Annotated in this window: 23 protein-coding genes; 18 read left to right on the forward strand and 5 right to left on the reverse strand. The window is 59.0% G+C overall.

The window, feature by feature from the left end:
• Window positions 1-99: 99 nt before the first annotated feature.
• Together APH34_RS25305 and bfr are read left to right on the forward strand one after the other, a co-directional pair.
• Window positions 100-1,539: a catalase gene (locus APH34_RS25305; protein ID WP_054903434.1), complete on the forward strand. Its 1,440-nt coding sequence runs from the start codon at window positions 100-102 to the stop codon at window positions 1,537-1,539.
• A gap of 164 nt (window positions 1,540-1,703) precedes the next feature.
• Window positions 1,704-2,168 (forward strand): bacterioferritin, encoded by a 465-nt coding sequence (gene bfr / locus APH34_RS25310; RefSeq protein ID WP_012316512.1) that lies wholly within the window; start codon window positions 1,704-1,706, stop codon window positions 2,166-2,168.
• A gap of 66 nt (window positions 2,169-2,234) precedes the next feature.
• Here bfr and uvrA read toward each other — a convergent pair whose 3' ends face one another.
• Window positions 2,235-5,069 carry an excinuclease ABC subunit UvrA gene (gene uvrA / locus APH34_RS25315; RefSeq protein WP_054903435.1) on the reverse strand — a complete coding sequence of 945 codons (2,835 nt, stop codon included), beginning with the start codon at window positions 5,067-5,069 and terminating at the stop codon, window positions 2,235-2,237.
• A 129-nt stretch (window positions 5,070-5,198) separates the two neighbouring features.
• On the opposite strand from uvrA, the gene APH34_RS25320 reads away from it, so the two are divergent.
• Window positions 5,199-6,593 carry an MFS transporter gene (locus APH34_RS25320; RefSeq protein WP_054903436.1) on the forward strand — a complete coding sequence of 465 codons (1,395 nt, stop codon included), beginning with the start codon at window positions 5,199-5,201 and terminating at the stop codon, window positions 6,591-6,593.
• A gap of 9 nt (window positions 6,594-6,602) precedes the next feature.
• Window positions 6,603-7,154: a single-stranded DNA-binding protein gene (locus tag APH34_RS25325; protein WP_054903437.1), complete on the forward strand. Its 552-nt coding sequence runs from the start codon at window positions 6,603-6,605 to the stop codon at window positions 7,152-7,154.
• A gap of 87 nt (window positions 7,155-7,241) precedes the next feature.
• Here the strand turns inward: APH34_RS25325 and APH34_RS25330 are convergent, their stop codons facing one another.
• Both APH34_RS25330 and APH34_RS25335 read right to left on the reverse strand, forming a co-directional pair.
• Entirely contained in the window at window positions 7,242-7,706 is a 465-nt protein-coding gene (locus tag APH34_RS25330; RefSeq protein ID WP_082422887.1) for a heme-binding protein, read from the reverse strand.
• 114 nt (window positions 7,707-7,820) lie between these two features.
• Complete coding sequence (locus APH34_RS25335; protein WP_054903438.1) at window positions 7,821-8,717, reverse strand: LysR substrate-binding domain-containing protein; 897 nt, start codon at window positions 8,715-8,717, stop codon at window positions 7,821-7,823.
• A 185-nt stretch (window positions 8,718-8,902) separates the two neighbouring features.
• Between APH34_RS25335 and APH34_RS25340 the strand changes: the two genes are divergently transcribed.
• The 5 genes from APH34_RS25340 to APH34_RS25360 are packed head-to-tail and all read left to right on the forward strand — an operon-like array spanning window position 8,903 to window position 15,692.
• Window positions 8,903-9,823 (forward strand): ABC transporter permease, encoded by a 921-nt coding sequence (locus APH34_RS25340; protein WP_054903439.1) that lies wholly within the window; start codon window positions 8,903-8,905, stop codon window positions 9,821-9,823.
• Between the two features lie 10 nt (window positions 9,824-9,833).
• A complete protein-coding gene (locus APH34_RS25345; RefSeq protein ID WP_054903440.1) occupies window positions 9,834-10,694 on the forward strand; it encodes an ABC transporter permease in 861 nt (286 codons plus the stop codon).
• Between the two features lie 44 nt (window positions 10,695-10,738).
• Window positions 10,739-12,328: an ABC transporter substrate-binding protein gene (locus tag APH34_RS25350; protein WP_256215937.1), complete on the forward strand. Its 1,590-nt coding sequence runs from the start codon at window positions 10,739-10,741 to the stop codon at window positions 12,326-12,328.
• 14 nt (window positions 12,329-12,342) lie between these two features.
• Window positions 12,343-13,848, forward strand: a complete 1,506-nt coding sequence (gene argH / locus APH34_RS25355; protein WP_082422888.1) for an argininosuccinate lyase — start codon at window positions 12,343-12,345, stop codon at window positions 13,846-13,848.
• A complete protein-coding gene (locus tag APH34_RS25360; protein WP_256215938.1) occupies window positions 13,770-15,692 on the forward strand; it encodes an ABC transporter ATP-binding protein in 1,923 nt (640 codons plus the stop codon). Before argH ends, APH34_RS25360 begins: the two co-directional genes overlap by 79 nt.
• A gap of 282 nt (window positions 15,693-15,974) precedes the next feature.
• On the opposite strand, the gene APH34_RS25365 is transcribed toward APH34_RS25360, so the two are convergent.
• Window positions 15,975-16,247, reverse strand: coding sequence for a DUF3077 domain-containing protein (locus APH34_RS25365; protein WP_054903442.1), 273 nt, complete (start codon window positions 16,245-16,247; stop codon window positions 15,975-15,977).
• Window positions 16,248-16,831: 584 nt separating this feature from the next.
• Between APH34_RS25365 and APH34_RS25370 the strand changes: the two genes are divergently transcribed.
• The 9 genes from APH34_RS25370 (at window position 16,832) to APH34_RS25410 (ending at window position 24,085) form a co-directional block, all read left to right on the forward strand.
• Complete coding sequence (locus APH34_RS25370; protein WP_054903443.1) at window positions 16,832-17,581, forward strand: hypothetical protein; 750 nt, start codon at window positions 16,832-16,834, stop codon at window positions 17,579-17,581.
• 17 nt (window positions 17,582-17,598) lie between these two features.
• On the forward strand, window positions 17,599-18,057 hold the full coding sequence (locus tag APH34_RS25375; RefSeq protein ID WP_054903444.1) for a VOC family protein: 459 nt from the start codon (window positions 17,599-17,601) through the stop codon (window positions 18,055-18,057).
• The gene (locus APH34_RS25380; RefSeq protein ID WP_054903445.1) at window positions 18,054-18,500 is read left to right on the forward strand and encodes a DUF3291 domain-containing protein; all 447 of its coding nucleotides are present in this window, start codon (window positions 18,054-18,056) and stop codon (window positions 18,498-18,500) included. The genes APH34_RS25375 and APH34_RS25380 overlap by 4 nt, the downstream gene beginning before the upstream one ends.
• A 9-nt stretch (window positions 18,501-18,509) precedes the next feature.
• Entirely contained in the window at window positions 18,510-19,385 is an 876-nt protein-coding gene (locus tag APH34_RS25385; protein ID WP_054903446.1) for an iron-containing redox enzyme family protein, read from the forward strand.
• The gene (locus APH34_RS25390; RefSeq protein ID WP_054903447.1) at window positions 19,382-20,614 is read left to right on the forward strand and encodes an ATP-grasp domain-containing protein; all 1,233 of its coding nucleotides are present in this window, start codon (window positions 19,382-19,384) and stop codon (window positions 20,612-20,614) included. Before APH34_RS25385 ends, APH34_RS25390 begins: the two co-directional genes overlap by 4 nt.
• 39 nt (window positions 20,615-20,653) lie before the next feature.
• Complete coding sequence (locus APH34_RS25395) at window positions 20,654-21,901, forward strand: cation:proton antiporter (protein ID WP_156358125.1); 1,248 nt, start codon at window positions 20,654-20,656, stop codon at window positions 21,899-21,901.
• A 66-nt stretch (window positions 21,902-21,967) separates the two neighbouring features.
• Window positions 21,968-22,831 (forward strand): DMT family transporter, encoded by an 864-nt coding sequence (locus APH34_RS25400; RefSeq protein ID WP_232964107.1) that lies wholly within the window; start codon window positions 21,968-21,970, stop codon window positions 22,829-22,831.
• A gap of 104 nt (window positions 22,832-22,935) precedes the next feature.
• Window positions 22,936-23,871: a LysR family transcriptional regulator gene (locus APH34_RS25405; protein WP_082422889.1), complete on the forward strand. Its 936-nt coding sequence runs from the start codon at window positions 22,936-22,938 to the stop codon at window positions 23,869-23,871.
• A 37-nt stretch (window positions 23,872-23,908) separates the two neighbouring features.
• Complete coding sequence (locus APH34_RS25410) at window positions 23,909-24,085, forward strand: rubredoxin (protein WP_054903450.1); 177 nt, start codon at window positions 23,909-23,911, stop codon at window positions 24,083-24,085.
• A gap of 231 nt (window positions 24,086-24,316) precedes the next feature.
• Here APH34_RS25410 and APH34_RS25415 read toward each other — a convergent pair whose 3' ends face one another.
• Window positions 24,317-24,589, reverse strand: coding sequence for a DUF3077 domain-containing protein (locus tag APH34_RS25415; protein WP_054903451.1), 273 nt, complete (start codon window positions 24,587-24,589; stop codon window positions 24,317-24,319).
• Window positions 24,590-24,835: the final 246 nt, after the last annotated feature.

Consider the following 24,835-nt stretch of genomic DNA (forward strand, 5'->3'; position numbering starts at 1 on the left):
TGATGCAAGTCATGTAATGTATTTGTTCTGTCATCGTTGCTCGTCGATACTCCTATCCAAGCCGATTAGCCGGCAAATCGAGACCGATAAGGAGAGCCCATGAGCAAGATTCTCACCACCGCCAGCGGTGCACCTGTAGCTGATAACCAGAACTCCCGTTCCGCCGGCCCCCGCGGCCCTTTGCTGCTTGATGACTTCCACCTGATCGAGAAGCTCGCCCATTTCAACCGTGAGAACATCCCGGAGCGCCGCGTACACGCCAAGGGCTCGGGCGCTTATGGCACCTTCACGGTTACTCGCGACATCACCCAATACACCAGCGCCAAACTGTTCGAGCATGTCGGTAAGCAGACCGAGACATTCTTGCGCTTTTCCACGGTGGGTGGCGAGCGTGGCTCGGCCGACACCGAGCGTGACCCGCGCGGTTTCGCGGTCAAGTTCTACACCGAGGAAGGTAACTGGGACATCGTTGGCAACAACACGCCCGTGTTCTTCATCCGCGACCCGCTGAAGTTCCCAGACTTTATCCACACCCAGAAGCGTCATCCGCAGTCGAACCTGAAAAATGCCCAGATGATGTGGGACTTCTGGTCACATTCGCCTGAAGCACTGCACCAGGTCACCATTCTGTTCTCCGACCGGGGTATTCCGGACGGCTACCGCCATATGCACGGCTTCGGCAGCCATACCTACAGCCTGATCAGCGCCAATGGCGAACGCACCTGGGTCAAATGGCATTTCAAAACCCAGCAGGGCATCAAGAACCTGGCCCCTGCCGAGGCTGCGCGCCTTGCCGGTACTGACCCGGACTACGCCCAGCGCGACCTGTTCGAGGCCATTGAGCGTGGCGATTTCCCACGCTGGACTGTGTGCATCCAGGTAATGAGTGAAGCCGAGGCCGCCAGCCGTGTCGAAAACCCCTTCGACGTGACCAAAACCTGGTCGCAGAAGGACTACCCGTTGATTGAGGTTGGCGTGCTGGAGCTCAATCGCAACCCGCTCAACTACTTCGCTGAGGTCGAACAGGCTGCGTTCGGCCCGAGCAACATGGTCCCAGGCGTAGGGTTGTCACCTGACCGCATGCTGCAAGGGCGCGTGTTCGCCTACGCTGACGCTCACCGCTACCGGGTAGGTACCAACCACCAACATTTGCCGGTCAATGCGCCACGCTGCGCGGTCAACAGCTACCAGCGCGATGGTTCGATGGCGAGCGGCAGCTACGGCAGCGCACCGAACTACGAGCCTAACAGCTACGCCGATGCACCCAAGCAGTCGCCTCGCCATGCTGAGCCTGCGCTGGCCTTGAACGGCTCGGCGGACCGCTACGATCACCGTGAGGACAACGACTACTACAGCCACGCAGGCGCGCTGTTCCGTCTGATGAGCCCTGAACAGCAAGCCCTGTTGATCGACAATATTGCCGGCACCATGGCAGGGGTCAGCCAAGAGGTGGTTCAGCGCCAGTTGCAGTACTTCTTCAAAGCCGACCCGGCTTACGGTGAAGGTATTGCCAAGGCCCTGGGCGTGAATCTCGCCTAAGTCGAAGTGATAAGAAGAACCGCCCTCATTTGGGCGGTTTTTCAATGAAAATCACTACTGTTTAACCGATTTTTTGCTTCTAATTGCGCGTTTTTCAGTGACCGCGAGCAAAACCTGGTTCACACTATGTTCCATTAGATGTTTTCACAGGGAGAAGCAGGGCGATGCAAGGTCACCCGGACGTAATCAATTACCTCGTCACGTTGCTGAAGGGCGAACTGGCAGCACGCGACCAGTACTTCATCCACTCGCGGATGTACGAAGACTGGGGCCTGTCCAAGCTCTACGAGCGCATCAACCACGAGATGGAAGAAGAGACGCAGCACGCCGATGCGCTGATGCGCCGTATCCTCATGCTCGAGGGTACCCCCGACATGCGCGCGGATGACCTGGAAGTGGGCAGTACCGTGCCGGAAATGATCGAGGCCGACCTCAAGCTCGAATACAAGGTTCGCGCCGCGCTCTGCAAAGGCATCGAGCTGTGCGAGCTGCACAAGGATTACATCAGCCGCGACATCCTGCGGGCACAGCTGGCCGATACCGAAGAAGACCACACCTACTGGCTGGAAAAGCAGCAGGGTCTGATCAAGGCCATTGGCCTGGAGAACTACCTGCAATCGCAGATGTAAGTTCCACAGACTATGAAAAAGCCCCTGGCACCGTCGGTACCAGGGGCTTTTTCATGCCCAGGGGGTTCAGGCCCGGTCACGCTCCAACAGCGGCTTGAGGTAATGCCCGGTATAGGACTGCTTCATCTTGCTCAGCTCTTCCGGGGTACCGCAGGCAATGATCTGACCACCTTTGGAGCCGCCTTCCGGCCCAAGGTCCACCAACCAGTCCGCAGTCTTGATCACGTCCAGGTTGTGCTCGATCACCACCACAGTGTTGCCGTGGTCACGCAGGCGGTGCAGCACGTCGAGCAACTGCTGGATATCGGCGAAGTGCAGGCCCGTGGTCGGTTCGTCAAGGATGTACAGGGTTTTGCCGGTGTCGCGCTTGGACAACTCACGCGACAGTTTGACCCGCTGCGCCTCACCGCCGGACAACGTAGTTGCCGACTGCCCCAGCTTGATATACGACAGGCCTACATCCATCAGCGTCTGAAGCTTGCGCGCCAGTGCCGGTACCGCGTCGAAGAACTCGCGGGCATCCTCGATGGTCATTTCCAGGACCTCGTGAATGTTCTTGCCCTTGTACTTGATCTCAAGGGTTTCGCGGTTGTAGCGCTTGCTCTTGCACACATCGCACGGCACATAGATATCCGGCAGGAAGTGCATCTCCACCTTGATCAGGCCGTCACCCTGGCAGGCCTCGCAGCGCCCGCCCTTGACGTTGAACGAGAAGCGCCCTGGGCCATAGCCACGCGAGCGGGATTCCGGCACGCCGGAGAACAGTTCGCGGATCGGCGTGAAAATACCTGTGTAGGTGGCCGGGTTCGAGCGCGGTGTGCGCCCGATCGGGCTCTGGTCGATGTCCACCACCTTGTCCAGGTGCTGCAGGCCGTCCATGCTGCTGTGCGCTGCGGCTTCCAGGCTGCTCGCACCGTTCAGGGCGGTGGCGGCCAGAGGGAACAGCGTGTTGTTGATCAGCGTCGACTTGCCCGAGCCGGATACACCGGTTACGCAGGTGAGCAGGCCGATCGGGATCTCCAGGTCGACGTTCTGCAGGTTGTTGCCACGAGCCCCCTTGAGCTTGAGCTGCAGTTTCTTGTTGCGTGGCGTGCGTTTGGCAGGCACGGCAATCTTCTTGCGCCCGGAGAGGTATTTGCCTGTCAGCGAATCCGGGTGGTCCATGACCTCCTGGGGTGAGCCCTCGGCAACGATCTGGCCACCATGCACACCGGCGCCCGGGCCGATGTCCACCACATAGTCGGCCAGGCGAATGGCGTCTTCGTCGTGCTCGACCACGATTACCGTGTTACCCAGGTCACGTAAGTGGTTGAGGGTGGCCAGGAGACGGTCGTTGTCACGTTGATGAAGACCGATCGACGGTTCGTCGAGGATGTACATCACCCCGACCAGGCCCGCACCAATCTGGCTAGCCAGGCGGATACGTTGTGCCTCGCCACCCGACAGGGTTTCGGCGCTGCGGTCCAGGGTCAGGTAATCGAGGCCGACGTTGACCAGGAACTGCAGGCGTTCGCAGATTTCCTTGAGAATCTTCGCCGCAATCTCGCCGCGGCGACCAGTCAGGGTCAGGTCAGCGAAATAGCCGCTGGCGTCGCCGATCGGCATGTTGGTAACCGCCGGCAAGGTCTTTTCGCCAACCCAGACGTGACGTGCTTCACGGCGCAGGCGGGTGCCGCGGCAGTCGGGGCAGGGCTGGGTCCCGAGGAACTTGGCCAATTCCTCGCGCACTGTGGCCGATTCGGTTTCACGGTAGCGGCGCTCAAGGTTCGGCACGATGCCTTCGAACGGGTGCGAGCGCTTGACGATGTCGCCACGGTCATTGAGGTACTTGAAATCGACGCTCTGCTTGCCGCTGCCCTGCAGGATCACCTTCTGGTGGTCGGCCGACAGCTCGCCGAACGGTTCCTCCAGGCTGAACCCATAATGCGCGGCCAGTGACCCGAGCATCTGGAAGTAATAGACGTTGCGCCGGTCCCAGCCGCGTATCGCACCTTCGGCCAGCGTCAGCTCACTGTTGACCAGGCGCTTGGTGTCGAAAAACTGCTTCACGCCCAAGCCGTCGCAGGTCGGGCAGGCACCCGCCGGGTTGTTGAAGGAGAACAGCTTGGGTTCCAGCTCGCTGATCGCGTGGCCGCAGACTGGGCAGGCGAAGCGGGCAGAGAAGATCGTTTCTTCGCCTTCCTCGTCGTCCATCGGCGCCACCAAGGCAATACCGTCGGCCAGCTTGAGCGCGGTCTCGAACGATTCGGCCAGGCGCTGCTGCAGGTCGGCGCGGACCTTGAACCGGTCCACCACCACATCGATGCTGTGTTTTTTCTGCTTGTCCAGCTTGGGCAGTTCGTCGAGCTCGTACAGCTTGCCGTTGACCCGGGCCCGCACGAAGCCTTGGGCGCGCAGCTCGTCGAACACCGCCAGGTGCTCCCCCTTGCGCTCACGGATCACCGGGGCCAGCAGCATCAGCTTGCTGCCTTCCGGGCGCTCCAGCACCAGGTCGACCATCTGGCTGATGGTCTGCGCCTCCAGTGGAATGTCATGGTCGGGGCAGCGTGGCGTGCCTACACGGGCGTAGAGCAGGCGCAGGTAGTCGTAGATTTCGGTGATGGTGCCAACCGTCGAACGCGGGTTGTGCGAGGTCGACTTCTGCTCGATGGAAATCGCCGGCGACAGGCCCTCGATGGTGTCCACATCGGGCTTTTCCATCATCGACAGGAACTGCCGGGCGTACGCCGAAAGCGACTCTACATAGCGTCGCTGCCCTTCGGCGTACAAGGTATCGAACGCCAGGGACGACTTGCCGGAACCGGACAGGCCGGTGATCACGATCAGCTTGTCCCGCGGCAGGGTCAGGTCGATGTTCTTCAGGTTGTGGGTTCGTGCCCCACGAATCAGGATCTTGTCCACTGCGGCCTCGCTCGGCGGGCATAAACAAGGAAGTATACGGCGCGCTGCCAGTACGCGGCAAAGCGTCGCGTATATGCCGTCAAGCTGTCGGACTGATAGAATCGCCGCCGGTTCACACGAGATTAATCCATGCACGACACCCACAACGAGCGCATGAGTGGCAGCGAAACCCGCGCCGCAGGCGGCCTGGCCCTGGTCTTTGCCTTTCGTATGCTGGGCATGTTCATGGTCTTGCCGGTGCTGGCCACCTACGGCATGGACCTGGCCGGTGCCACGCCGGCGCTGATCGGCTTGGCCATTGGTGCCTATGGCCTGACCCAGGCTGTCCTGCAGATCCCATTCGGGGTCGTTTCCGACCGCATCGGGCGCCGCCCGGTGATTTACCTAGGGTTGGTCATTTTCGCCCTGGGCAGTGTATTGGCCGCGCAGGCCGATTCCATCTGGGGCGTGATCGCCGGGCGCATCCTGCAGGGCGCCGGGGCGATTTCTGCGGCGGTCATGGCGCTGCTGTCCGACCTCACCCGCGAGCAGCACCGCACCAAGGCCATGGCCATGATCGGCATGAGCATCGGCTTGTCGTTCGCGGTGGCGATGGTCGTCGGCCCGCTGCTGACCAGTGCCTTCGGCTTGTCAGGATTGTTCCTCGCCACGGCAGGACTTGCCCTTGTCGGCATTCTGCTGATTGCCTTTGTGGTGCCCAATACACACAGCACCTTGCAGCACCGCGAATCTGGCGTGGCGCGCCAAGCCCTCGGCCCGACCCTGCGTCATCCGGACCTTCTGCGCCTGGATGTCGGTATCTTCATCCTTCATGCCATCCTCATGGCCAGCTTCGTCGCGCTGCCTTTGGCCTTCGTCGAGCGCGGTGGTTTGCCCAAGGAAGAACACTGGTGGGTGTACCTGACCGCGCTGTTCATCTCATTTTTTGCAATGGTCCCGTTCATCATCTATGGCGAAAAGAAGCGCAAGATGAAACGCGTGTTGGCCGGAGCGGTCAGTGTGTTGCTGCTGGTGGAGGTGTTCTTCTGGCAGTGGGCTGACAACTTGCACGGACTGGTGATTGGCACCGTGGTATTCTTTACTGCATTCAACCTGCTGGAGGCTTCGTTGCCTTCGCTGGTGAGCAAGGTGTCGCCTGCGGGTGGCAAGGGAACGGCGATGGGGGTGTACTCTACCAGCCAGTTCCTGGGTGCCGCTCTGGGGGGAATCCTCGGTGGCTGGTTGTTCCAGCACGGTGGGCTGAACACGGTGTTCCTCGGTTGCGCGGTGCTGTGCGGCGTTTGGCTGGTCGTGGCGTTGCGCATGAACGAACCACCGTATGTGACCAGCCTGCGCATGCCGCTGACGCCTGAGGCGGTCCGGGAAGCCGGGTTGACCGAGCGCCTGCTGGCCGTGCCGGGTGTGACCGACGCCGTAGTGGTGGCTGAAGAAGCTGCCATCTATATCAAACTGGATACGAAAATTTTGGACCGTGCGACCCTCGAGCGTCTGGTGAACCCAGCCTCATCGGCGTGCGAAGCCTAGGAGAACGTTATGGCCCGTGGGGTTAACAAAGTCATTCTGGTCGGCACCTGTGGCCAGGATCCCGAAGTCCGCTACCTGCCCAACGGTAACGCCGTGACCAACCTGAGCCTGGCTACCAGCGAGCAGTGGACCGACAAGCAGTCGGGCCAGAAGGTCGAGCGTACCGAGTGGCACCGTGTGTCGCTGTTCGGCAAGGTTGCCGAAATCGCCGGCGAGTACCTGCGCAAGGGTTCGCAGGTGTACATCGAAGGCAAGCTGCAGACCCGCGAGTGGGAAAAAGACGGTATCAAGCGCTACACCACTGAAATCATCGTCGACATGCAGGGCACCATGCAGCTGCTTGGCGGCCGTCCGCAGAACCAGCAAGGTGGCGGCGACCAGTACAACCAGGGTGGTGGTAACAACTACAACCAGGGTGGCCAGCAGCAATACAACCAGGCCCCGCAACAACGTCAGCAGGCCCCGCGCCCGCAACAGTCCCAGCAGCGCCCAGCGCCGCAACAGCCTGCGCCGCAGCCGGCGGCTGACTTTGACAGCTTTGATGACGATATTCCGTTCTGATCAGAACGGTAGCGAGTCGCTGCAGTAAAAAACCCAAGGCACCTGCCTTGGGTTTTTTTATGTGCCCCAAAACGATGCCTCCACCACTCAGGCATCCCCCTCCAGCGCTATCTGGGCAAATTGGGTGTCCAGTTCGGGCGTTGCGCCGCTGATGCCGATGCCGCCGATAGGTTGGCCGTTCTTATCCATGATCGGTAAACCACCCCTAAGCAGCGTAATACCCGGCAGTGACGAGTAGGGGTGTGCCGGATGTGCGGCATCTTGTTGTGCGTGCGATGTAGACGAGAGCGGGAAGCGGGCCGAGGTCGAGGCTTTGAGCTGAGCGACCTGTATGCTGCGGGTGCTGGCGCCATCCATGCGGTGGAAGTGTTTGAGGTTGCCATGGCTGTCGACAATGCTGATGACAATGGCAAAGCCCTGGGCACGGGCAGCGCGCTCGGCGGCGGCAGCCATTGTGCGAGCCGCTTCGGCCGTGAGTGGCTCAGCCAGTGACGGTGCTGTCAGTAATAGCAAGCCGATGACGAGACCGATACGACGGTAATCCTTGACCATGCGAGTACTACCCCCAGGTTTTTTCGCCAACCTAGCAGGGCATTGGTGTTCATTGATGTAGTCCGTTTCCGAAATTGATGTCCGGCTGTCGGCAGCAGCAGATGCACAGGCCCTTTACAGGGGCACTTTGAAGATCTTCTCCATGATCCCCATGAAATCCCACGCCAGCTTGGAGCGCTGTTGGTGCCCGGGAAACACCATCGACACCTCAAAAGGGATGGACTGCTCAAGCTTGCGAAAGGTAATCCCCGGGTACTTCGAATACGACGCGGTGAACGGATCACACACGGTCATGCCGAAGCCGCCCGAGACCATGTTGCAGGCGAAGTGCGCCGAGGTGGTGTCGACCGAGCTGGCACCCACCACTGCGCGTGACTCCAGTGCGGCATCGAGGCGGCGCTGCAGAGGGTTGTTGGGGTTCAGCGAGATCAGGCGCTGGCCACGCAGGTCCTCGAGGCTGAGCACCTGCTTTTCGGCCAGCGGATCATCGCTGCGTAGCACGCACACCGCATCCACCTTGGGCATCGGGACCAGTTGCAGGCCCGGGTAATCGCCCGCTGGCACCTGCACAAAGCCGATATCCAGCTGGTTCGCCGAAGTCAGTTCAAGCACGCTCATGGAGTTGCGCACATCCAGTGAGGTTCTCACCCCGGGGCGTTCATGCACGAACCGCCGCGTGCCCTCGGCCACCACGGTCAGGCCCAGCGCACTCATCGAGCCGATGCGTAGAGTGCCGGTACGCAGGGTCATGAGGTCCTCGGCGACCCGCTCGATGCGCTCGATACCCTGGTAGAACTTGTCCACCTCGGCATACAGAAACTGCGCTTCGGTGCTGGGTATCAGGCGATTGCCTTCACGGCGGAACAGGCGTAGCGAAAGGCCCACTTCCAGGTCGCGGATCAGCCGGCTGACCGCAGGCTGAGAGACCCGGAGGCTTTCTGCGGCGATGGTCATGCTGCCTGTGAGCATGACGGTGCGAAAGGCTTCTAGCTGGCGCGGATTGAGTTTCATCTTCGGTCTCGGCGAGGGCGATGCGGGGTGGTAGCGCCGCCAGCATAACATTTTGTTATGTGCGTCCAACCCCTTGCCGTATTGCGATGTTTTCATGACATGCGATGATTTGTTCAGGTGTTGGCAGATAACAATTGGCAACACTTGCAGATGAACGCCGTTAATTAAAACAATAGGGGCTGATCGTGCTTAATTATGCAATCCGCAGGATATTACTCCTGCTGCCCATGTTGTTGGGTGTCTCGATTGTGGTCTTTCTCGTCCTGCATTTTATTCCGGGCGACCCGGCCAGGTTGGCGGCGGGTCCGGATGCCACAGAAGCGGACGTTGCGCAGATACGGCAAAACTATGGGTTGGACAAGCCCTTGGTTTCCCAGTACCTGATTTACGTGAAGAAAGTGGCCACCGGCGACCTGGGCGAATCCTTCCAGACCTTCACCCCGGTCCTTGAGGGCATCGCCAGGACATTGCCGGCGACGCTTGAGCTGACGGCAGCCGGGATGCTGCTCGCGGTCCTCATTGGTGTGCCCCTGGGCATCATAGCGGCGCTGCGGCCACGGGGCGTGCTCGACAGCGCGTTGACCACCCTGGCGGTGCTGGGCATCTCGATGCCGGGCTTTTTGCTCGGGCTGATCCTGATGTCGGTGTTCTCCGCCAGCCTCGGATGGTTGCCACCCACCGGCCGCGGGGGCTTTCAGCACCTGATATTGCCGGCCGTGACCCTGGGCCTGCCCTATGTAGCGACGTTTTCCAGGCTCGCCCGTTCAACCATGATGGATGTATTGAAGGAAGACTATATAAGAACGGCCTACGCCAAAGGCGTGCCCAATTATAAAGTTGTCCTGAAACATGCACTTTCCAATGCCGCTATTCCGTTGGTAACGGTATTCGGGATGGACTTCGGACGTTTGCTCGGTGGCGCGGTAATTGTCGAAACCGTGTTTGCCTGGCCCGGCATGGGACGCTTCCTGATAGATGCGATCATGGCCCGTGATATCTATGTGGTTCAAGGAACTGTATTGGTATTCGCCGCGCTGGTCGTTGTCGTCAACCTCATTGTGGATCTTGCATATGGCATCCTCGACCCTCGCATCACCTACAACTGAGGCCCGGCCCATGCCTCGGAACGTGCGGCGCCTGAATTTCATCGGCTTTCTGATCGCCAGAAAGCGCTGGTTTGCACTCAGTGCGACGGTGGTGATCCTGCTGATGGTGGCCGCGGCGGTGTTCGCGCCGCTGTTTTTCGACTGGGACGCGGTTACCCGGATCAACCTGTCGCAGTCACTGGTCCCGCCAGGCTCCGAATTCTGGCTGGGTACTGACCAACTTGGCCGCGACCTGCTCGGGCGTGTGCTCTGGGGCGCACGGATTACCCTGATTGTTGCGGTGGCCAGTGTCGGCACCGCGATGCTGGTGGGGGTCGCGGTCGGGGCAGGGTGCGGTTACTACAATGGCCCGATCTCGGGGCTGGTCATGCGGGTCATGGATTCGATGATCGCATTCCCTCGCACCCTGGTGGCGATCCTGGTGATCACCGTGGCCGGCAACAGCATCCTCAGCCTGACGCTGGCCATCGCGATCTCCAGTATTCCGATCTACGTGCGGTTTTTCGCCGGGCCGGTCATGGCCCTGGCCAAGCGCGAGTTCGTGCTGGCGTCGAAATCCATCGGGGTGAGCGATTTGCGCCTGTTGCGGGTGCACATCCTGCCCAACATCGGATCGCTGGTGATCATCCAGGCCACGGTATCGCTCGCCGAAGCCATCCTGATCGGTTCCGGCTTGAGCTTCCTCGGCCTTGGGCCACCCCCGCCGACGCCGGAGTGGGGCGCAATGATCGCCGAGTCGAGGCCCTTGCTGACTACCCACCCCTATGTGCTGATTGCCCCCGGATGCGCGCTGGTACTGACCATCCTGAGCTTCAACATCGTGGGTGATGCGCTGCGCGATTTCATCGACCCGAAGTCACGCAAATCCTGACTGTCACCGGCGCGGCTTGGCCGCGCCGGGTGGTACGAAACCTTATGAAGCGAGAAAAGATCATGGAGCGTACAGGCTTCAAGGCACAGCTCGTCCGTGGTTTGCTGCTGGGTGTCCTCGGATGCTCGGCGCTCGGCCCGGTTGCAGCCAGCGCGCAGGACCTGCAAACCCTGACCTTCGTGCAGGGTTCGGACATCGACACCCTGGACCCGGCGGTTTCCCGCAGCGTCCCGTCCTACAACGTGCTCGACCATCTGTTCAACCGCCTGGTGAACTGGGAAGGCCAGGAACGTGACCACGTGGTCCCTGACCTGGCCCTGTCCTGGACCCGTTCCGACGACGGCCGTCAGTGGACCTTCACCCTGCGCCAAGGGGTGAAATTTCACGACGGTACCGATTTCGACGCACAAGCGGTGAAGTTCAACCTGGACCGCATTCGCGATGCCCGCCTGGGCTCGCCGCACAGGTCCTACTACACCGACATCGTCTCGGTCGAGGCGCTGGCGCCCGACCAAGTCCGCATCACCACCGCCAACCCGTCGCCGACCATGCTCGAGCTGCTCGCCAAGCCGTCGTCCTCGATCAGCAGCCCTGCGGCGGTAGCCCGCTATGGGCGGGCCTATGGGCACCATCCGGTCGGCACAGGGCCTTACCAGTTCGAGCGCTGGATCCCCAACGACCACACCGTGATCGTCAGAAACCCTGACTTCTTCGGCACCCCCGGCAAACCGGAAAAGCTCGTGTTCCGCCCTGTGCGTGAGGACTCCTCGCGGGTCATCGAACTGCGCACCCGCAATGCCGATGTGGCCGCCGACCTGTCGCCGGAAGCGGCGATCGAACTCAAGGCGCTGAACAAGTCGGACCTGCTGCGGGTGCCGAGCACCTTCCAGGTGTTTTTCGAGCTGAACCTGACCCGCCCGCCGTTCGATGACGTGCGCATGCGCCAGGCGGTGAACATGGCGATCGACCGCGATGCCCTGGTGAACAAGGTGTTGCTGGGCTACGGCAAGGTGCCGACCAGCCCGTTCCCGGAAGGGACCCAGGCGCGCCGTACCTTTGCGCCGGTGAAGTACGACCCAGCCGCAGCCCGGCAACTGATCGAGCAGGTCTACCCCGGTGGCTTCCCCGGCACCGTGGTGATGTGGACCCCGGCCGGGCGCTACACCAAGGACCGTCAAGTGGCCGAGGTGGTCCAGGGCTACCTCAACGCGGTAGGCCTGAAGACCGAGTTCAAGGTCTGGGAGTGGGCCACCTATCAGAAGAGCCTGTATCGCCCTGAGCCAGGCAACGGCACGGGCAAGGGTTCCAACGATGCCGACATGTGGCTGCTGGGCACCGGCATTTCCGATGCGGACATCCGCCTGCGACGCAAGCTGGTGACCGGGGACCCACAGAACCTGACCGGCTACAGCAACCCCGAGGTGGACAGCCTGCTGCAACAGGCCGCCCGTGAGCTGGATGAGCACAAGCGCATGGGCTTCTACGGGCAGATCCAGCAAATCCTCTGGGAGAAAGATCCCAACAGCCTGCCGCTGTTCGACCAGGAACAGATCATCGGGCTACGCAAAGGTATGAAAGGTCTCGCCGTCGATTACGAAGGGACCATCGATTTCAAGAATGCACAACTGAATTGAGCGGTGATACGACCATGTCCAAAGCACAAGTACACGAAACCCTGCTGACCGATGCCCGCCTGAGCGCCCCGGCCGCCGAGCGGATGGTGAAATACCATGACATCCCGGCCCTGGATACCGAAATTCGCCAGTTTCACGAGTTCATCGAGGTCGACCTGGCGCACACGGTCATGCTCGTCGAGCAGCAGATTCTTGCCCGCCCGGTGGGCCAGTCGATCCTCGCCGAGCTGCGCAAGATCCGCGAGCTGTCTGCCTCCGACTTCCCCTTCGATGTCAGAAAAGGCAGCTTCCTGTTGCAGGTCGAATCCTACCTGTTCGCCCGCATCGGCGAAGACAACGCCGGCCAGATGCACACCGGGCGTAGCCGCATCGACCAGGGCGCCACGGTGCGCCGCCTGTACGATCGCAAACGCATCCTGGCAGTGCTGGGGCGCATCAATGGCTTCCAGGACGCGCTGATCCAGCAGGCCTCGCGCCACGCCGATACCATCATGCCGGGCTACACCCACATGCAGCATGCCCAGCCGTGGGTGTTCGGCCATTACCTGCTGAGCTTCAGCACCCGCCTGCATGACAGTTTCAGCCGCCTGGCCCAGGCCTACGCCCGGGTCAACCGCAACCCGCTGGGCGCGGTGGGGCTGGCCGGCACCTCGTGGCCGCTGGACCGCAACCGCACCACCGAGCTGCTGGGCTTCGACAGCCTTGTAGAAAACTCCAAGCTGGGCCGCGAAGCCTGGTACGCAGCCGAGGCCATTGGCGCGCTGTCGTTCATCATGGCCGACCTCAACGACCTGGCCACCGACCTGCACCTCTGGTCGAGTGTCGAGTTCGCCACGGTAGAGAGTGATGACAGTTACTGCGGCACCAGCAGCATCTTCCCGCAGAAGAAGAACCCGTCGGGCCTGGAGACCATCAAGAAGGCCGCCGGCGAATCCGTGACCTGGCTGAGCACCGCACTGGCAACCTTCCGCGCCGAAGGCACAGGCGACCAGGCCATGCGCGACCTGCCGTTGATCCAGCGCGCGCTGGAGGTGACCGAAGGTATGCTCGATTTGTTCACCGGCATCCTCGAAACCCTGAAGGTGCATGAGGCGCGCATGGGCGAGCTGCTGTCGGGCAGCTGGTGCACCGCGAGCAATCTGGCCGATATCATTGTGCGTGAGCGTGGCATCAGCTTCCGCCAGGTACACCATGTGGTCGCGCGGCTTGTGCGTAACTGCCTGGCCGCGGGGGTGACGCCGCAGCAGGTGACCGGTGCGGCGCTGGATCAGGCTTCGGAGGAGACCATCGGTTCTGCCCTGGGCTATACCGATGCGCAGGTGCGTGATGCGCTGAACCCGCGTACCTTCGTGGAAACCCGTATCTCTGTCGGTGGCGTCGGCCCTGCCGAGGTGCGTCGCTTGCTGACGGTCGCCCAGGATGAGCTGGCGCAGGACCGCCAATGGGTCGCCGCCCACCTGGGCAAGGTCGCCGGTGCCCGGGCCGCGCTGGATGCCGCCGTGGCGCGGATCGTCGACTGAAGGAGGTTGTCCTGATGAACGAAAATCTGGTCGCTCGGGTCGAGAACCTGAGCGTGGCCTTCGGCAGCGATGGCGAGGCCCCCGTAGTACGAGACGTGTCCTTTGAAGTCGGCCGTGGCCAGACCCTGGCCATCGTCGGTGAGTCGGGCTCCGGCAAGTCGGTGACCTCGATGGCCATGATGGGCCTGATCGGGCGGGCCGGTGGCCGCGTGGTGTCCGGCTCGATGCACCTGCGCACCGGCGACGGGGCGCTGATCGACCTGGTGTCGGCGCCTGAGTCGCTGTTGCGCCGGCTGCGCGGCTCGGCGATGTCGATGATCTTTCAGGAACCGATGACCTCGCTGAACCCGGTGTTCAAGGTTGGCGCGCAACTGGTCGAGGCGATCACCCTGCACAAGCGCTGCAACCGCGCCAGCGCTGAGGCTCAGGCCCTGCGCATGCTCGACCTGGTACGCATCCCCGATGCCCGGCAGGTCATGGGGCGCTACCCCCACGAGCTGTCCGGTGGCATGCGCCAGCGCATCATGATCGCCATGTCGCTGGTGTGCGAACCGACCTTGCTGATCGCCGACGAACCCACCACAGCGCTGGACGTTACCGTGCAGGCGCAGATCCTGCGGATCATCAAGGAATTGCAGGACAGCTTGCGCATGGGGGTGATCTTTATCACCCACGACATGGGCGTGGTGGCGGAAGTGGCCGACGATGTCATGGTCATGAAGCGCGGCGAGACCGTCGAACATGGCGCGGCCAAGGAGGTCCTGCTTCGCCCTCGGCAGCCGTACACCCAGGCGTTGCTGGCGGCGGTGCCGAAGATCGGATCGATGCGGGGCAGCGACCTGCCGGCCAAGTTCGCCCTGGTCGACGAGCCGGTGGCACAAGGGCAGCAGGATGCGCCGCGGGCGCCGGACTACCAGGGGGCCCCGATCCTCAGCGTTGAGTCGCTGTCGATTCGCTACGACTTGCGTGGCGGCATTCTGGGCAAGGTTCAACGCCGTGTGCATGCGGTGGAGTCGATCGACTTCCAGATTTACCCGGGCGAAACCCTGGCGCTGGTGGGCGAGTCTGGCTGTGGCAAGTCCACCAGCGCCCGGGCGGTGGCGGGGCTGATGCCGATTCAGGGCGGTAACATCCTGTTTCAGGGGCGGAATGTGGGCGCGCTGGACCGGGCCGAACTCAAGGCCCTGCGGCGCGACGTGCAGATGGTGTTCCAGGACCCGTATGCGTCGCTCAATCCCCGCCTTACCATCGAGCATAGCCTGATGGAGCCGCTGCTGGTGCATGGCATTGCCAGGGGGGACGCCGCGCGTCGGCAAGTGGCGGAGTTGCTGGAGCGCGTGGGGCTCGGGGCCGAGCATGCGCAACGCTACCCCCATGAGTTTTCTGGCGGGCAGCGCCAGCGCATCTGCATCGCCCGCGCGTTGACCCTGTCTCCCAAGCTGATCATCGCCGACGAAGCGGTGTCAGCGCTGGACGTGTCGATTCAGGCCCAGGTCATCAACTTGATGCAGGACCTGCAGAAGGAGCGGGGCATTGCCTTCCTATTCATCTCCCATGATATGGCAGTGGTCGAGCGGGTCAGCCACCGGGTGGGGGTGATGTACCACGGGCGGATCGTCGAGATCGGGCCACGGCGCAGCGTGTTCGAGAACCCGGGGCATGCGTACACCCAGCGGCTGCTCAGCGCGGTGCCGTCGGCGGACATGAATGTAGAGCGCAAGCCGTTCACCCTGATGAGCGAGGCGGTGCCTAGCCGTATCCACGCCGTCGGGCACCAGGCCGCCGCCATGCAGTACCGGGAGGTTGCGCCGGGCCATTTCGTGGCGATCTCGGCGGTGGCGTGAGGGGCGGGAGCTTTCGGCATTGATGTCCGGTAGATGGGTTGCGGCTGCTGCTCGCAACCCATGCACCAACAAAACTCACACACCTGACCCAGGTCATCGCACCCTCTCGATTCTTGACGGGGCTTATCTATTGGCCGCCGTCAAAACCGCCACCGTGACTACCATGAGACGCCGGCCATGTGGTGTGGGTTTTTCAGCTTCAGCCAGCGACGGTGGTGACACGGCCTGATGTGAGCAACTGATGGCCCAACCGCCGACAAGCGAGCGATAGGGCCCTTGAGGTCAATGCAGCCTGTTCTTGGCTATCTCGATATCGTTCATCAGCGCTTTTGCCAAAGCACTCAGATAGTCCGCCGCGCCCAGCAACTTGTGGCCATCCTCCATATCCCCTTCACGAACGAGATGCCTGATGTAGCTCAGCAGCACGGAGACCTGTTCGTACGCATCGTCGATGGGAATGCCAGGCTGCACGCGTAGGATATCGATCGGTGGGTTGCCCACATCGAGAAAGGTTGCCACGCCGATGGTTGTAAGCGGTTTGGGTTGCTCCGCCATGCCGTCAGTCCTCGATCCGTTGGCCGTAGAGCCGATCATGAACGTGCGCTACCAGTGAATGGGTGGTGATGGGTTTGCGGCGGGGTGGGTCGGGGACCATCTTTTTTACGACCGGAAAACGGTATCCCTGAGGCGTTTCCCCGACAACAGCGACACTTCAGCAGCGCGCGTAGGATAATTCCCAAGCATGCTAATCCTGAAGCATTTGGTTTCAGGTTCAGAAATGTCCTACAGAATATGGATTTGTTGCTTGTGGTCTCATTGCAGGAAATGAGATGGGGCGCGAGGTGTTTGGGGCAAACATTCAGCGCGTATGAGATCGAGTCGCCCGTGCGGGCCTCGCGGGCAAACTGTCTCATACTCGATCCGGCGTTCCTAAGTCGAAGAAACCATGGAGTATAAGGAAGTTTTTTGAATCCGATGTGCCGAAGCAAAGAGGTGGCGATACTTTACAACAGGGAATTACATGGTTTGAGGAAGGAGTGCAAGTCTGCGTGTGGGGTATATCCGTGCAGGTTGAGGGGGTAGGATTTGAATGTGTCATTAAACACGTGCCCCCACCTTGATAGATACGGAGTATTCATATGTCAGAGCGTGCTGCTGTTAAACATGACCTGGAGCAAAGCGCAGATATACTGAGGTCAGATCCTTTCGTAGGTCGAGACTTTTTCTGGGAAAAGCATCGGTTTGCAAGGGATGGGTACTTGAAGATTAATCACCTGATTGATCCTGAAGTGCGCAATCAAGTTTCTGTCGATGTGAAGTACCTGTTGGCAAATTTCTCAAAGCGCCGGGATTTTTTGATTGAATCTACGGGCAACACGCCGCGCTATTTGAGTAACGTTCCCCAGGAAAGCATCGAGGCCCATGGGCGGTATATTCCGCATGCTTATAAATCTCGTTATTTGATTAGTTTGATAAGTCATATCGTTGGGGAGGAGATTATCCCAACCCCATGGAAATGGGATAACTTCATCATTAACAGTCAGCATAGGTCAGGTGATACCCATGGTTGGCATTGGGGCGACTACCCCTACACGATCATTTGGATCGTCGAGGCACCGGCACTCGAGGCAGGAGGTTTGTTGGAGTGCGTACCCCATACGAATTGGGATAAGCAGAATCCCCGGGTAGAGAATTTGCTGGTGGAAAACAAAATCGACTCTTACTTCCACGTCACAGGTGATGTCTATCTGCTCAAGGCGGATACCACGCTGCATCGGGTTAAACCACTGACACAAGATGTCACCCGCATCATTCTTAATACCACGTGGGAAAGGGCGAGGGACAAGGACCGAAAAATCGAGCACGAAACCTTCGTCTTCCGGGATTGAAGTTCGAGGGCTAGTGCATGACCAAGGTCAAATATTCACATGCTAACTTGATCACCACTGATTGGAAAAAGATAGCCAAGTTTTATATCGATGTATTTGGCTGTATTCCAGTCGGCCCGGTGCGCCGGCTTTCAGGGCAATCGGTGGCAGATGGTACCGGGTTGATAAAGCCGGAGATCGAAGGCGTACATCTTCGGTTGCCCGGTTATGGGGAGGACGGACCGACGCTAGAAGTATTTCAGTATCGCGATTTCCGTGATGAGTCGGAAAAGTTTGCCAATTCGCGTGGGTTTAGCCACATCGCATTTGAAGTTTCCGACGTGGAAGCTGTATGCGCCAAAGTGATCAGCTCAGGTGGATGGCTGCTAGGAAAGTTGGCGAGGCAGCCTGTTGAAGGGGTAGGCGTTTGCACCTTCGTATACGCACGTGATCCGGATCGAAACATTATCGAAGTCCAGGCCTGGGAGGCTTCATGACACGCATACTTGCACATTTCGACTTGGTGAAGCCCAAGTTCCCCAAGGGAGACACCAGAATGGAAGAGTTCTATGCCTCGGCCAGTTACGTGAACGGCCTGGCTGAGCAACATCCGGGGTTCATCTGGCGTGAGACCGAAGAGGACCAGCCGCTGCTGGATCAGTTATGGGGCGAGGGTTATCTCTACACACTCTCGCTGTGGAGGGACGTCGAATCACTCAAGGACTTTCTCTATAACACTTCGCACAAGTCATTCATGCGGCGTGGAAGGGAGTGGTTCGAGCCCATCTTACGCCCTCGGTTAGTGTTGTGGTGGGTCGATGTAAGTCATGTCCCCACCTTACGCGAGGCTCATACCCGCCTCACGCGATTGTATGAGGTTGGACCATCTCATGACGCTTTTGACCTGCGCTGCAGCGAAGGTCCGACCGTTCTGTACTGAGGAGGGGATATGAAAAAATTAGCTCGGAATACGCAACAGCAACTTGCTGACTATTACCGCTGTTTTCTCGGAGATCCGGCACAACTGGTGGCTGCACGGCAATCGGTCAGATTGGCCCGCAACATTGTGGAGCTACTGGAGGATGAATGGACCGCAGCCGAGGAGGGGCTGGTTGATCTGCGGGACCTGCCCACTACGCAGGATGCATTCCTCCCGTGGTACGTCATGTACGAGAAGAAGATCAATGAAGATATTCGCTTCTTCGTGGACTTCATGCGCCACCGGGCCAATGCCGAACAGGTCGCTTACTACATCTGCATGGAAGAATTGGTTGATGGTTCTTTCGATGACCTGATGGCTGTGGCTCAGTTAGGTATGCCAATTCGTTGCAAGATGGTCGCCGGCGAGAACTATTGGGATGAAATGGGCAATGGGGACTTTACCGCCGTACACACCACGATGTTCCGTACCTCTTCCAGCTACATGCGTGATCTGTTGGAAAAGGCGGGTGTCAGTGTGGAGGTGCCTCCCCTCGAATGTCTGATGAATGGCAACATCCTGCTGATGTGGGCTGTACGTCGCGAGTTCAACATGCGCCTTATCGGTGCGATGGGGTTGGTGGAGGGATCGGCGCCGGTACGCTTTGGGGCCACCACGGCGGCCATGGAGCGCTTAGGCTTACCAAAAGACGTGATCGCCTATCATAAGGCCCATATCAGCATCGACACCCGTCACAGCGCCGCCTGGTACGAAACAGTGCTGCAGCATTATGCGGCGGGTGGTGAGGATGTAGTGCGCGAACTCTCTCTGGGCGTGATGATCCGCTACAACGTCGCACTGCGTTACTACCACTACATGTATAAGACCATGCGGAGTCTGGGATGACCACTCATCGACAAACGGTGGTCGTCATCGACCCGATCAGTTCGGCCCGGCGCTATGGACATGATATTCGCCATAAGGGTTATCACGCGCTGGCCCTAGTGACCCGCAGGCAATTTCCCGGGCGTTTGCAGAAGCTGCATGGAGTCGATGATTTTGACGAGGTGGTGCATGTCGAGAACTTGGAACATGCGAAGGTCTGCATGGCCGGAAGAGAGGTGCATGCGGTCATACCCGGTTCCGATACGGCATTGCGAATAAGCGACCGGTTGGCGGCTCACTTAGGCTTGGTGGGCAACCCGATCCCAACCTGTGCTGCGCGGATGAACAAGCTTGAAATGAAGCGTCGTCTGCAACTCAAGGGCGTTCCGGTCATACCTGCGTTCAGGCTTTCCATGAATGACCTGGCCGAGGACCATGATCCGGGTATTGTTTTCCCCGTAGTGATCAAGCCGACCGAGGGCACGGGTGCGAGGAACGTTAAGATCTGCCAGTCCAAAGGGGATATGTACAAGGCTCTGGCGGCCATCGAAAGCGATATCGAACCAGGAGCGGAGGAGGAAAAGCATGCACTGGTGGAGGCGTATGTCGAAGGCCCTGAATACTTCATTGTTACTGCAAATCTGGGGGCGTCGGGGCGACAAATTCTCTGCTTCGCCCAGTACGAAAAGATCCGCGTCGGCGATCACCCCAGTGTCTATCGCAACATTCGATCCATTTCGCCCTTAAGCGATCAGGCGCGTCTGGCATTTGCCTACATATCCGAAGTCAACTCGGCCATCGAGGCCAACATTGGCATCAACGACATTGAGTTCAAGATCAACCCGGCGGGACACTTCATCATCGAACAGAACGGTCGCTTGCCCGGGGCGAATGTGCCTTCATTGATCGAGTTGTGCACCGGGCTGAATTGCTACGACCTCAACATAGATATCTACTTGGGTCATGCGCCGCTCACCTTGGCAGTCCCGCACTACGACAAGCATTTCTGTATCTGTTGCCTGATTTCTGAACAGAGCGGCACTGTGACGGACATTGAAGGTATCACGCTGATCGAGGAACTCGATTCGTTTCATGGGTTTGGTTTTTTTGTGGAAAAAGGCGAGGCCATCAAGGCGACACGAGACTTTCTGTCGGCTTGGGGTTTTGTCTACCTCATTCATGAAGATCCTGAAGTACTGCGCAGACATTCAGATACCGTTCATGAGCGTCTGAAGCTGGCGTTTGCCTAGCTAGAGGATCAACGGCAGGTGTTGGGTGAGGGCAAATCTATGTCGAGCTGGTTAGTGCTAGTGTGTTTAATCTTGCTTGCCTGCGCAGTCTGCGGGCGTGTGGCTACGATGCTTGGCCAGAACCGGGTAATCGGGGAAATCGTTGCCGGTATACTGTTGGGCCCTACTTTGCTAGGAGCTTGGTTTCCGCAAGTGTCGGCAAAGGTGCTGACACCTGAATCGATAGAGATTGTCCGAGCACTCGGCGAACTGGGGCTGATCATGCTGATGGTCGAAGTTCCTTGGCATGCTGCAGGTGTCGGAGGGCGACGAGGAGCGCAACGTGCCCCGGCCTTGATCGCGATTCTCGGAATCGTGCTGTCGTTTTTCCTCGGCTGTGTCATCGGCGCCTGGTCGAAACCGTCCATCGCGCCGACGCAGCCTTACTGGTCCTACGTGATCTTCTGTGGGATCGCACTGTCGGTGACAGCGCTGCCGGTATTGATGAGGATTATCCAGGAGCGTGGTGGCATTGATGGGCAAGCCGGTCGATTGGCACTCTCGGCGGCGGTGTACACCGATGTATTCGCCTGGTTTGCACTGGCATTGGTGTTGGCATTGCAATTGGGTGGGGCGGGCGGCCTGTCCGAGAGCTTACTCAAGGTATGCGGTCTTTTGGCTTATGCCGGTCTGACGTTCCTAGTGGTCCGCCCATGGCTGAAAAACCGCATTGTTCATACTGCATTAAGTGAGCGGTCCCTTGTCGCAATTGCCTTGGTCTATTGCCTGGCATCAGCGCAGTTTACCGCGATGCTCGGTTTCCACCAGGCCATCGGCGCGGTCATGGCGGCATACGTGTTTCACGACCTGTACTCGATGGAGCTGGCATGGCGTAGGTGGATCGGTAGGTTCGGTCATCTTTTTCTTACCCCGATTTTCTTTGCCTGCTCAGGTATTCAGGTCTCGCTGGCCGCTTTCGGCGAGCCTAGTCTTTGGTTGTGGCTGCTGTTGTTCCTGCTGGGTGGGACTATCGGCAAAGTGCTGGGCTCATATATAGGTGCTAGGGCAGCAGGGTTGAGACCAATTGTTTCCATTGAGGTCGGCGTACTGATGAATACGAAGGGACTTGTGGAATTGGTTGTGCTTGGCGTAGGACTTGAGGTGGGAGTGTTGTCGGAAAGTTCCTATAGTGTTCTTTTTATGCTTTCTATCGTTTCAACTGCATTGACTAATCCGCTAATTTGGTTGCTAGCTTCGCTCTCGCGAAAGAGTACGTCGGGCTATAAGGCCTCGCCCGGTGGGGTTTGATTTTTGTCATAAACCCGATTACTGTCTGAAGCGACACAGGGATTATTTATAATAAGGAATATTGCTTTGGACGTATTCATGGGGTTGCTGGCGGCGGCGTTCTGGGGGGCGACGGACTTTTTGGTCGGTGTGAACGCACGAGCAGTTGGTGTTAAACGAGCGGTTTTTTTTGGGCAATTGCTGGGCTTTGTTCTAATGGCAATTATTATTTTCTTTTCAGCCAGTCAGTGGGAAAAGTTCATGTCTGCGCCTTGGCGCGTGCTAGGGGTTGGGATAGTAGCGTCTTTGTGTACAGTTGTGGGGGCATTGGCGCTGTCGAAGGCTTTTGCTGCAGGCAAAACTGCAGTTGTGGCACCCTTAGTCACCTCGTATGGCGTTTTTACCACCCTGTTGGCGTGGCTGGGGGGGGATGCCCTGTCAGGGTGGCAGGTGAGCGGCATTCTCGTTTGCTTCTTCGGGGTTTTACTGGCCAGCCGAGGTCATCATGAAGGTGAGCGCAGGACCACCAGCACGATATCTGTAGGGTTTGCCTTGCTGGCGGCCATGCTTTACGGCATCAGCTTCTGGATTCAGGGCAAGTACGCCTTGCCGCAGTTGGGGCCGGTGAACATGTTGGCGCTGGGCTATGCAGTGGGGGTCATGTTTCTAATCCCTGAGGCATTCAAGTTGTTGCGGGACCACGCGACGATCAGCTTGAAGACCTTTGGGTCACTGTGTGGCGCCAGTCTTCTAAACCTGGGCGGATTCTCCGCGTTTGCCTGGGGCGCGCTCAATGGCTCGGTAGCAGTCGTCACCGTCATCAGTACCCTGTCGGGCGGCATTGCTGCGATCCTGGGATACTTCTTTTATCGCGAGCGACTGTCGGTCACTCAGGTTAGTGGGGTCAGTCTGGTGTTGTTAGGGGCTGTGCTTCTGCATCTTTACGGGTGAAGTTTTTCGCAGAGATGCAGTTTTTTTTGCGGTGATGTTTTTTGGGGCCCTGTGCCAAGGGCATATGTTTAGTTGCTGGCCTAAAGATATGAGTGGTCATAATAATGGACTATCGAGGCTATCTTCCAAAAAGTCATGTAGATATGTTACCTTGCATGGCGGCATTTGCTGTTGTGGTTGAGGCGGGAAGCTTTGTGGATGCGTCGGCCCGGCTAGGTGTGACTGCATCCGCAGTCAGTAAGCAAGTATCGAAGCTTGAAAATGCATTATCGATTCGATTGCTCGAACGCAGCACTCGGCAGTTGAAAGTCAATGCCGAGGGCGCTCAGATCTATTCGCACTGCAAAGAGCTGCTTGAGTCATCAGCAAATATATTCAGGCTCAAGGAGCGGTTTCTTGAGAGTCCGCAAGGACTTATTCGCATCGCGGTCCCCCGGTCATTGTATGGAACATGTCATCAACTCATCCCCGAATTTCTCAAGCGCTACCCGGATGTAAATGTGCAACTCATTTCGGATGAGGGAACTTTGGACTACATCGCTGAAAGCATAGACATCGGTATCAGAATTACCGATACCCCGCCGTTAGGGTTGGTAGCGCGCAAGTTGTTCCCTGTCGACTTTGTAGTCTGTGCTGCAGGTAGCTACATAGAAAAATATGGTCGACCGGTACACCCTTCCGATTTGGCGGAGCACAGTTGCATACCTTTTTCCGACTTCAGCGAAAGCGGGACCTGGGAGTTTTTATCGGCACAAGATGCGTGTGACGTCAGTATTTCAGGTCGCTACGTTTCAGACAGTGCGGAAGCTGTATTGAACGCCACCCTCTCGGGGTTGGGTATTTCATGTCTTCCTGCCAGGCTGGCTGGCGAAGCGATTGCCGTCAACGACCTGGTGGAAGTGCTGCCCGAGTGGAAGTACGTGGGGGCTTTGCAGGGAATGGCGTGGATCCTCCATCTACCTGGGCGACATGTGTCACAGAAGGTCAAAGTGATGGTCGATTACCTGGTCTGCGCATTACGCAGGACAGGGCGAGCCTGAGAGCAGGATCACTGACGCAGTGGACAAGGAGATAGCGATGACGACATGGGTTGCTGAGTACTATTGTGAAACCTGCTGGTATGCCTACGACCCGGCATGGGGTGATCCGGAAAATGGTATCGAGCCGGGTACGGCGTTCGAAGATATTCCGCACCAATGGTGCTGTCCCGACTGCGGCCTGGGCAAGGAGGCTTTCGTCCCCCAGGAACGGTGAGCGCTGGGTAGTGACACCCTCTGGCGATTCCCTGACCCATGTCATCGCACCTTCTCGATTCTTGACTAGTCTTATCTATTGGCGGCCGTCAAAAACCGCCACCGTGACTACCAGGAGACGCTGGCCATGTGGTGTGGGTTTTTCAGCTTCAGCCAGCGACGGTGGTGACACGGCCTGATGTGAGCAACTGATGGCCCAACCGCCGACAAGCGAGCGATAGGGCCCTTGAGGTCAATGCAGCCTGTTCTTGGCTATCTCGATATCGTTCATCAACGCTTTTGCCAAAGCACTCAGATAGTCCGCTGCGCCCAGCAACTTGTGGTCATCCTCCATATCCCCTTCACGAACGAGATGCCTGATGTAGCTCAGCAGCACGGAGACCTGTTCGTACGCATCGTCGATGGGAATGCCAGGCTGTACGCGTAGGAGATCGATCGGTGGGTTGCCCACATCGAGAAAGGTTGCCACGCCGATGGTTGTAAGCGGTTTGGGTTGCTCCGCCATGCCGTCAGTCCTCGATCCGTTGGCCGTAGAGCCGATCATGAACGTGCGCTACCAGTGAATGGAGGGGATGGGTTTGCGGCGGGGTGGGTCGGGGACCATCTTTTTCACGACCGGAAAACGGTATCCCTGAGGCGTTTCCCCGACAACAGCGACACTTCAACAGCGCGCGTAGGATAATTCCCATGGCAGGAAATGGGGTGGGGCCCGATGCGTTTGGCTCAAAACATTCAGCGCCCATGAGATCGA

The organism is Pseudomonas sp. NBRC 111131 (assembly GCF_001320525.1).
In the GTDB taxonomy this organism is placed as follows: Bacteria; Pseudomonadota; Gammaproteobacteria; order Pseudomonadales; family Pseudomonadaceae; genus Aquipseudomonas; species Aquipseudomonas ceruminis.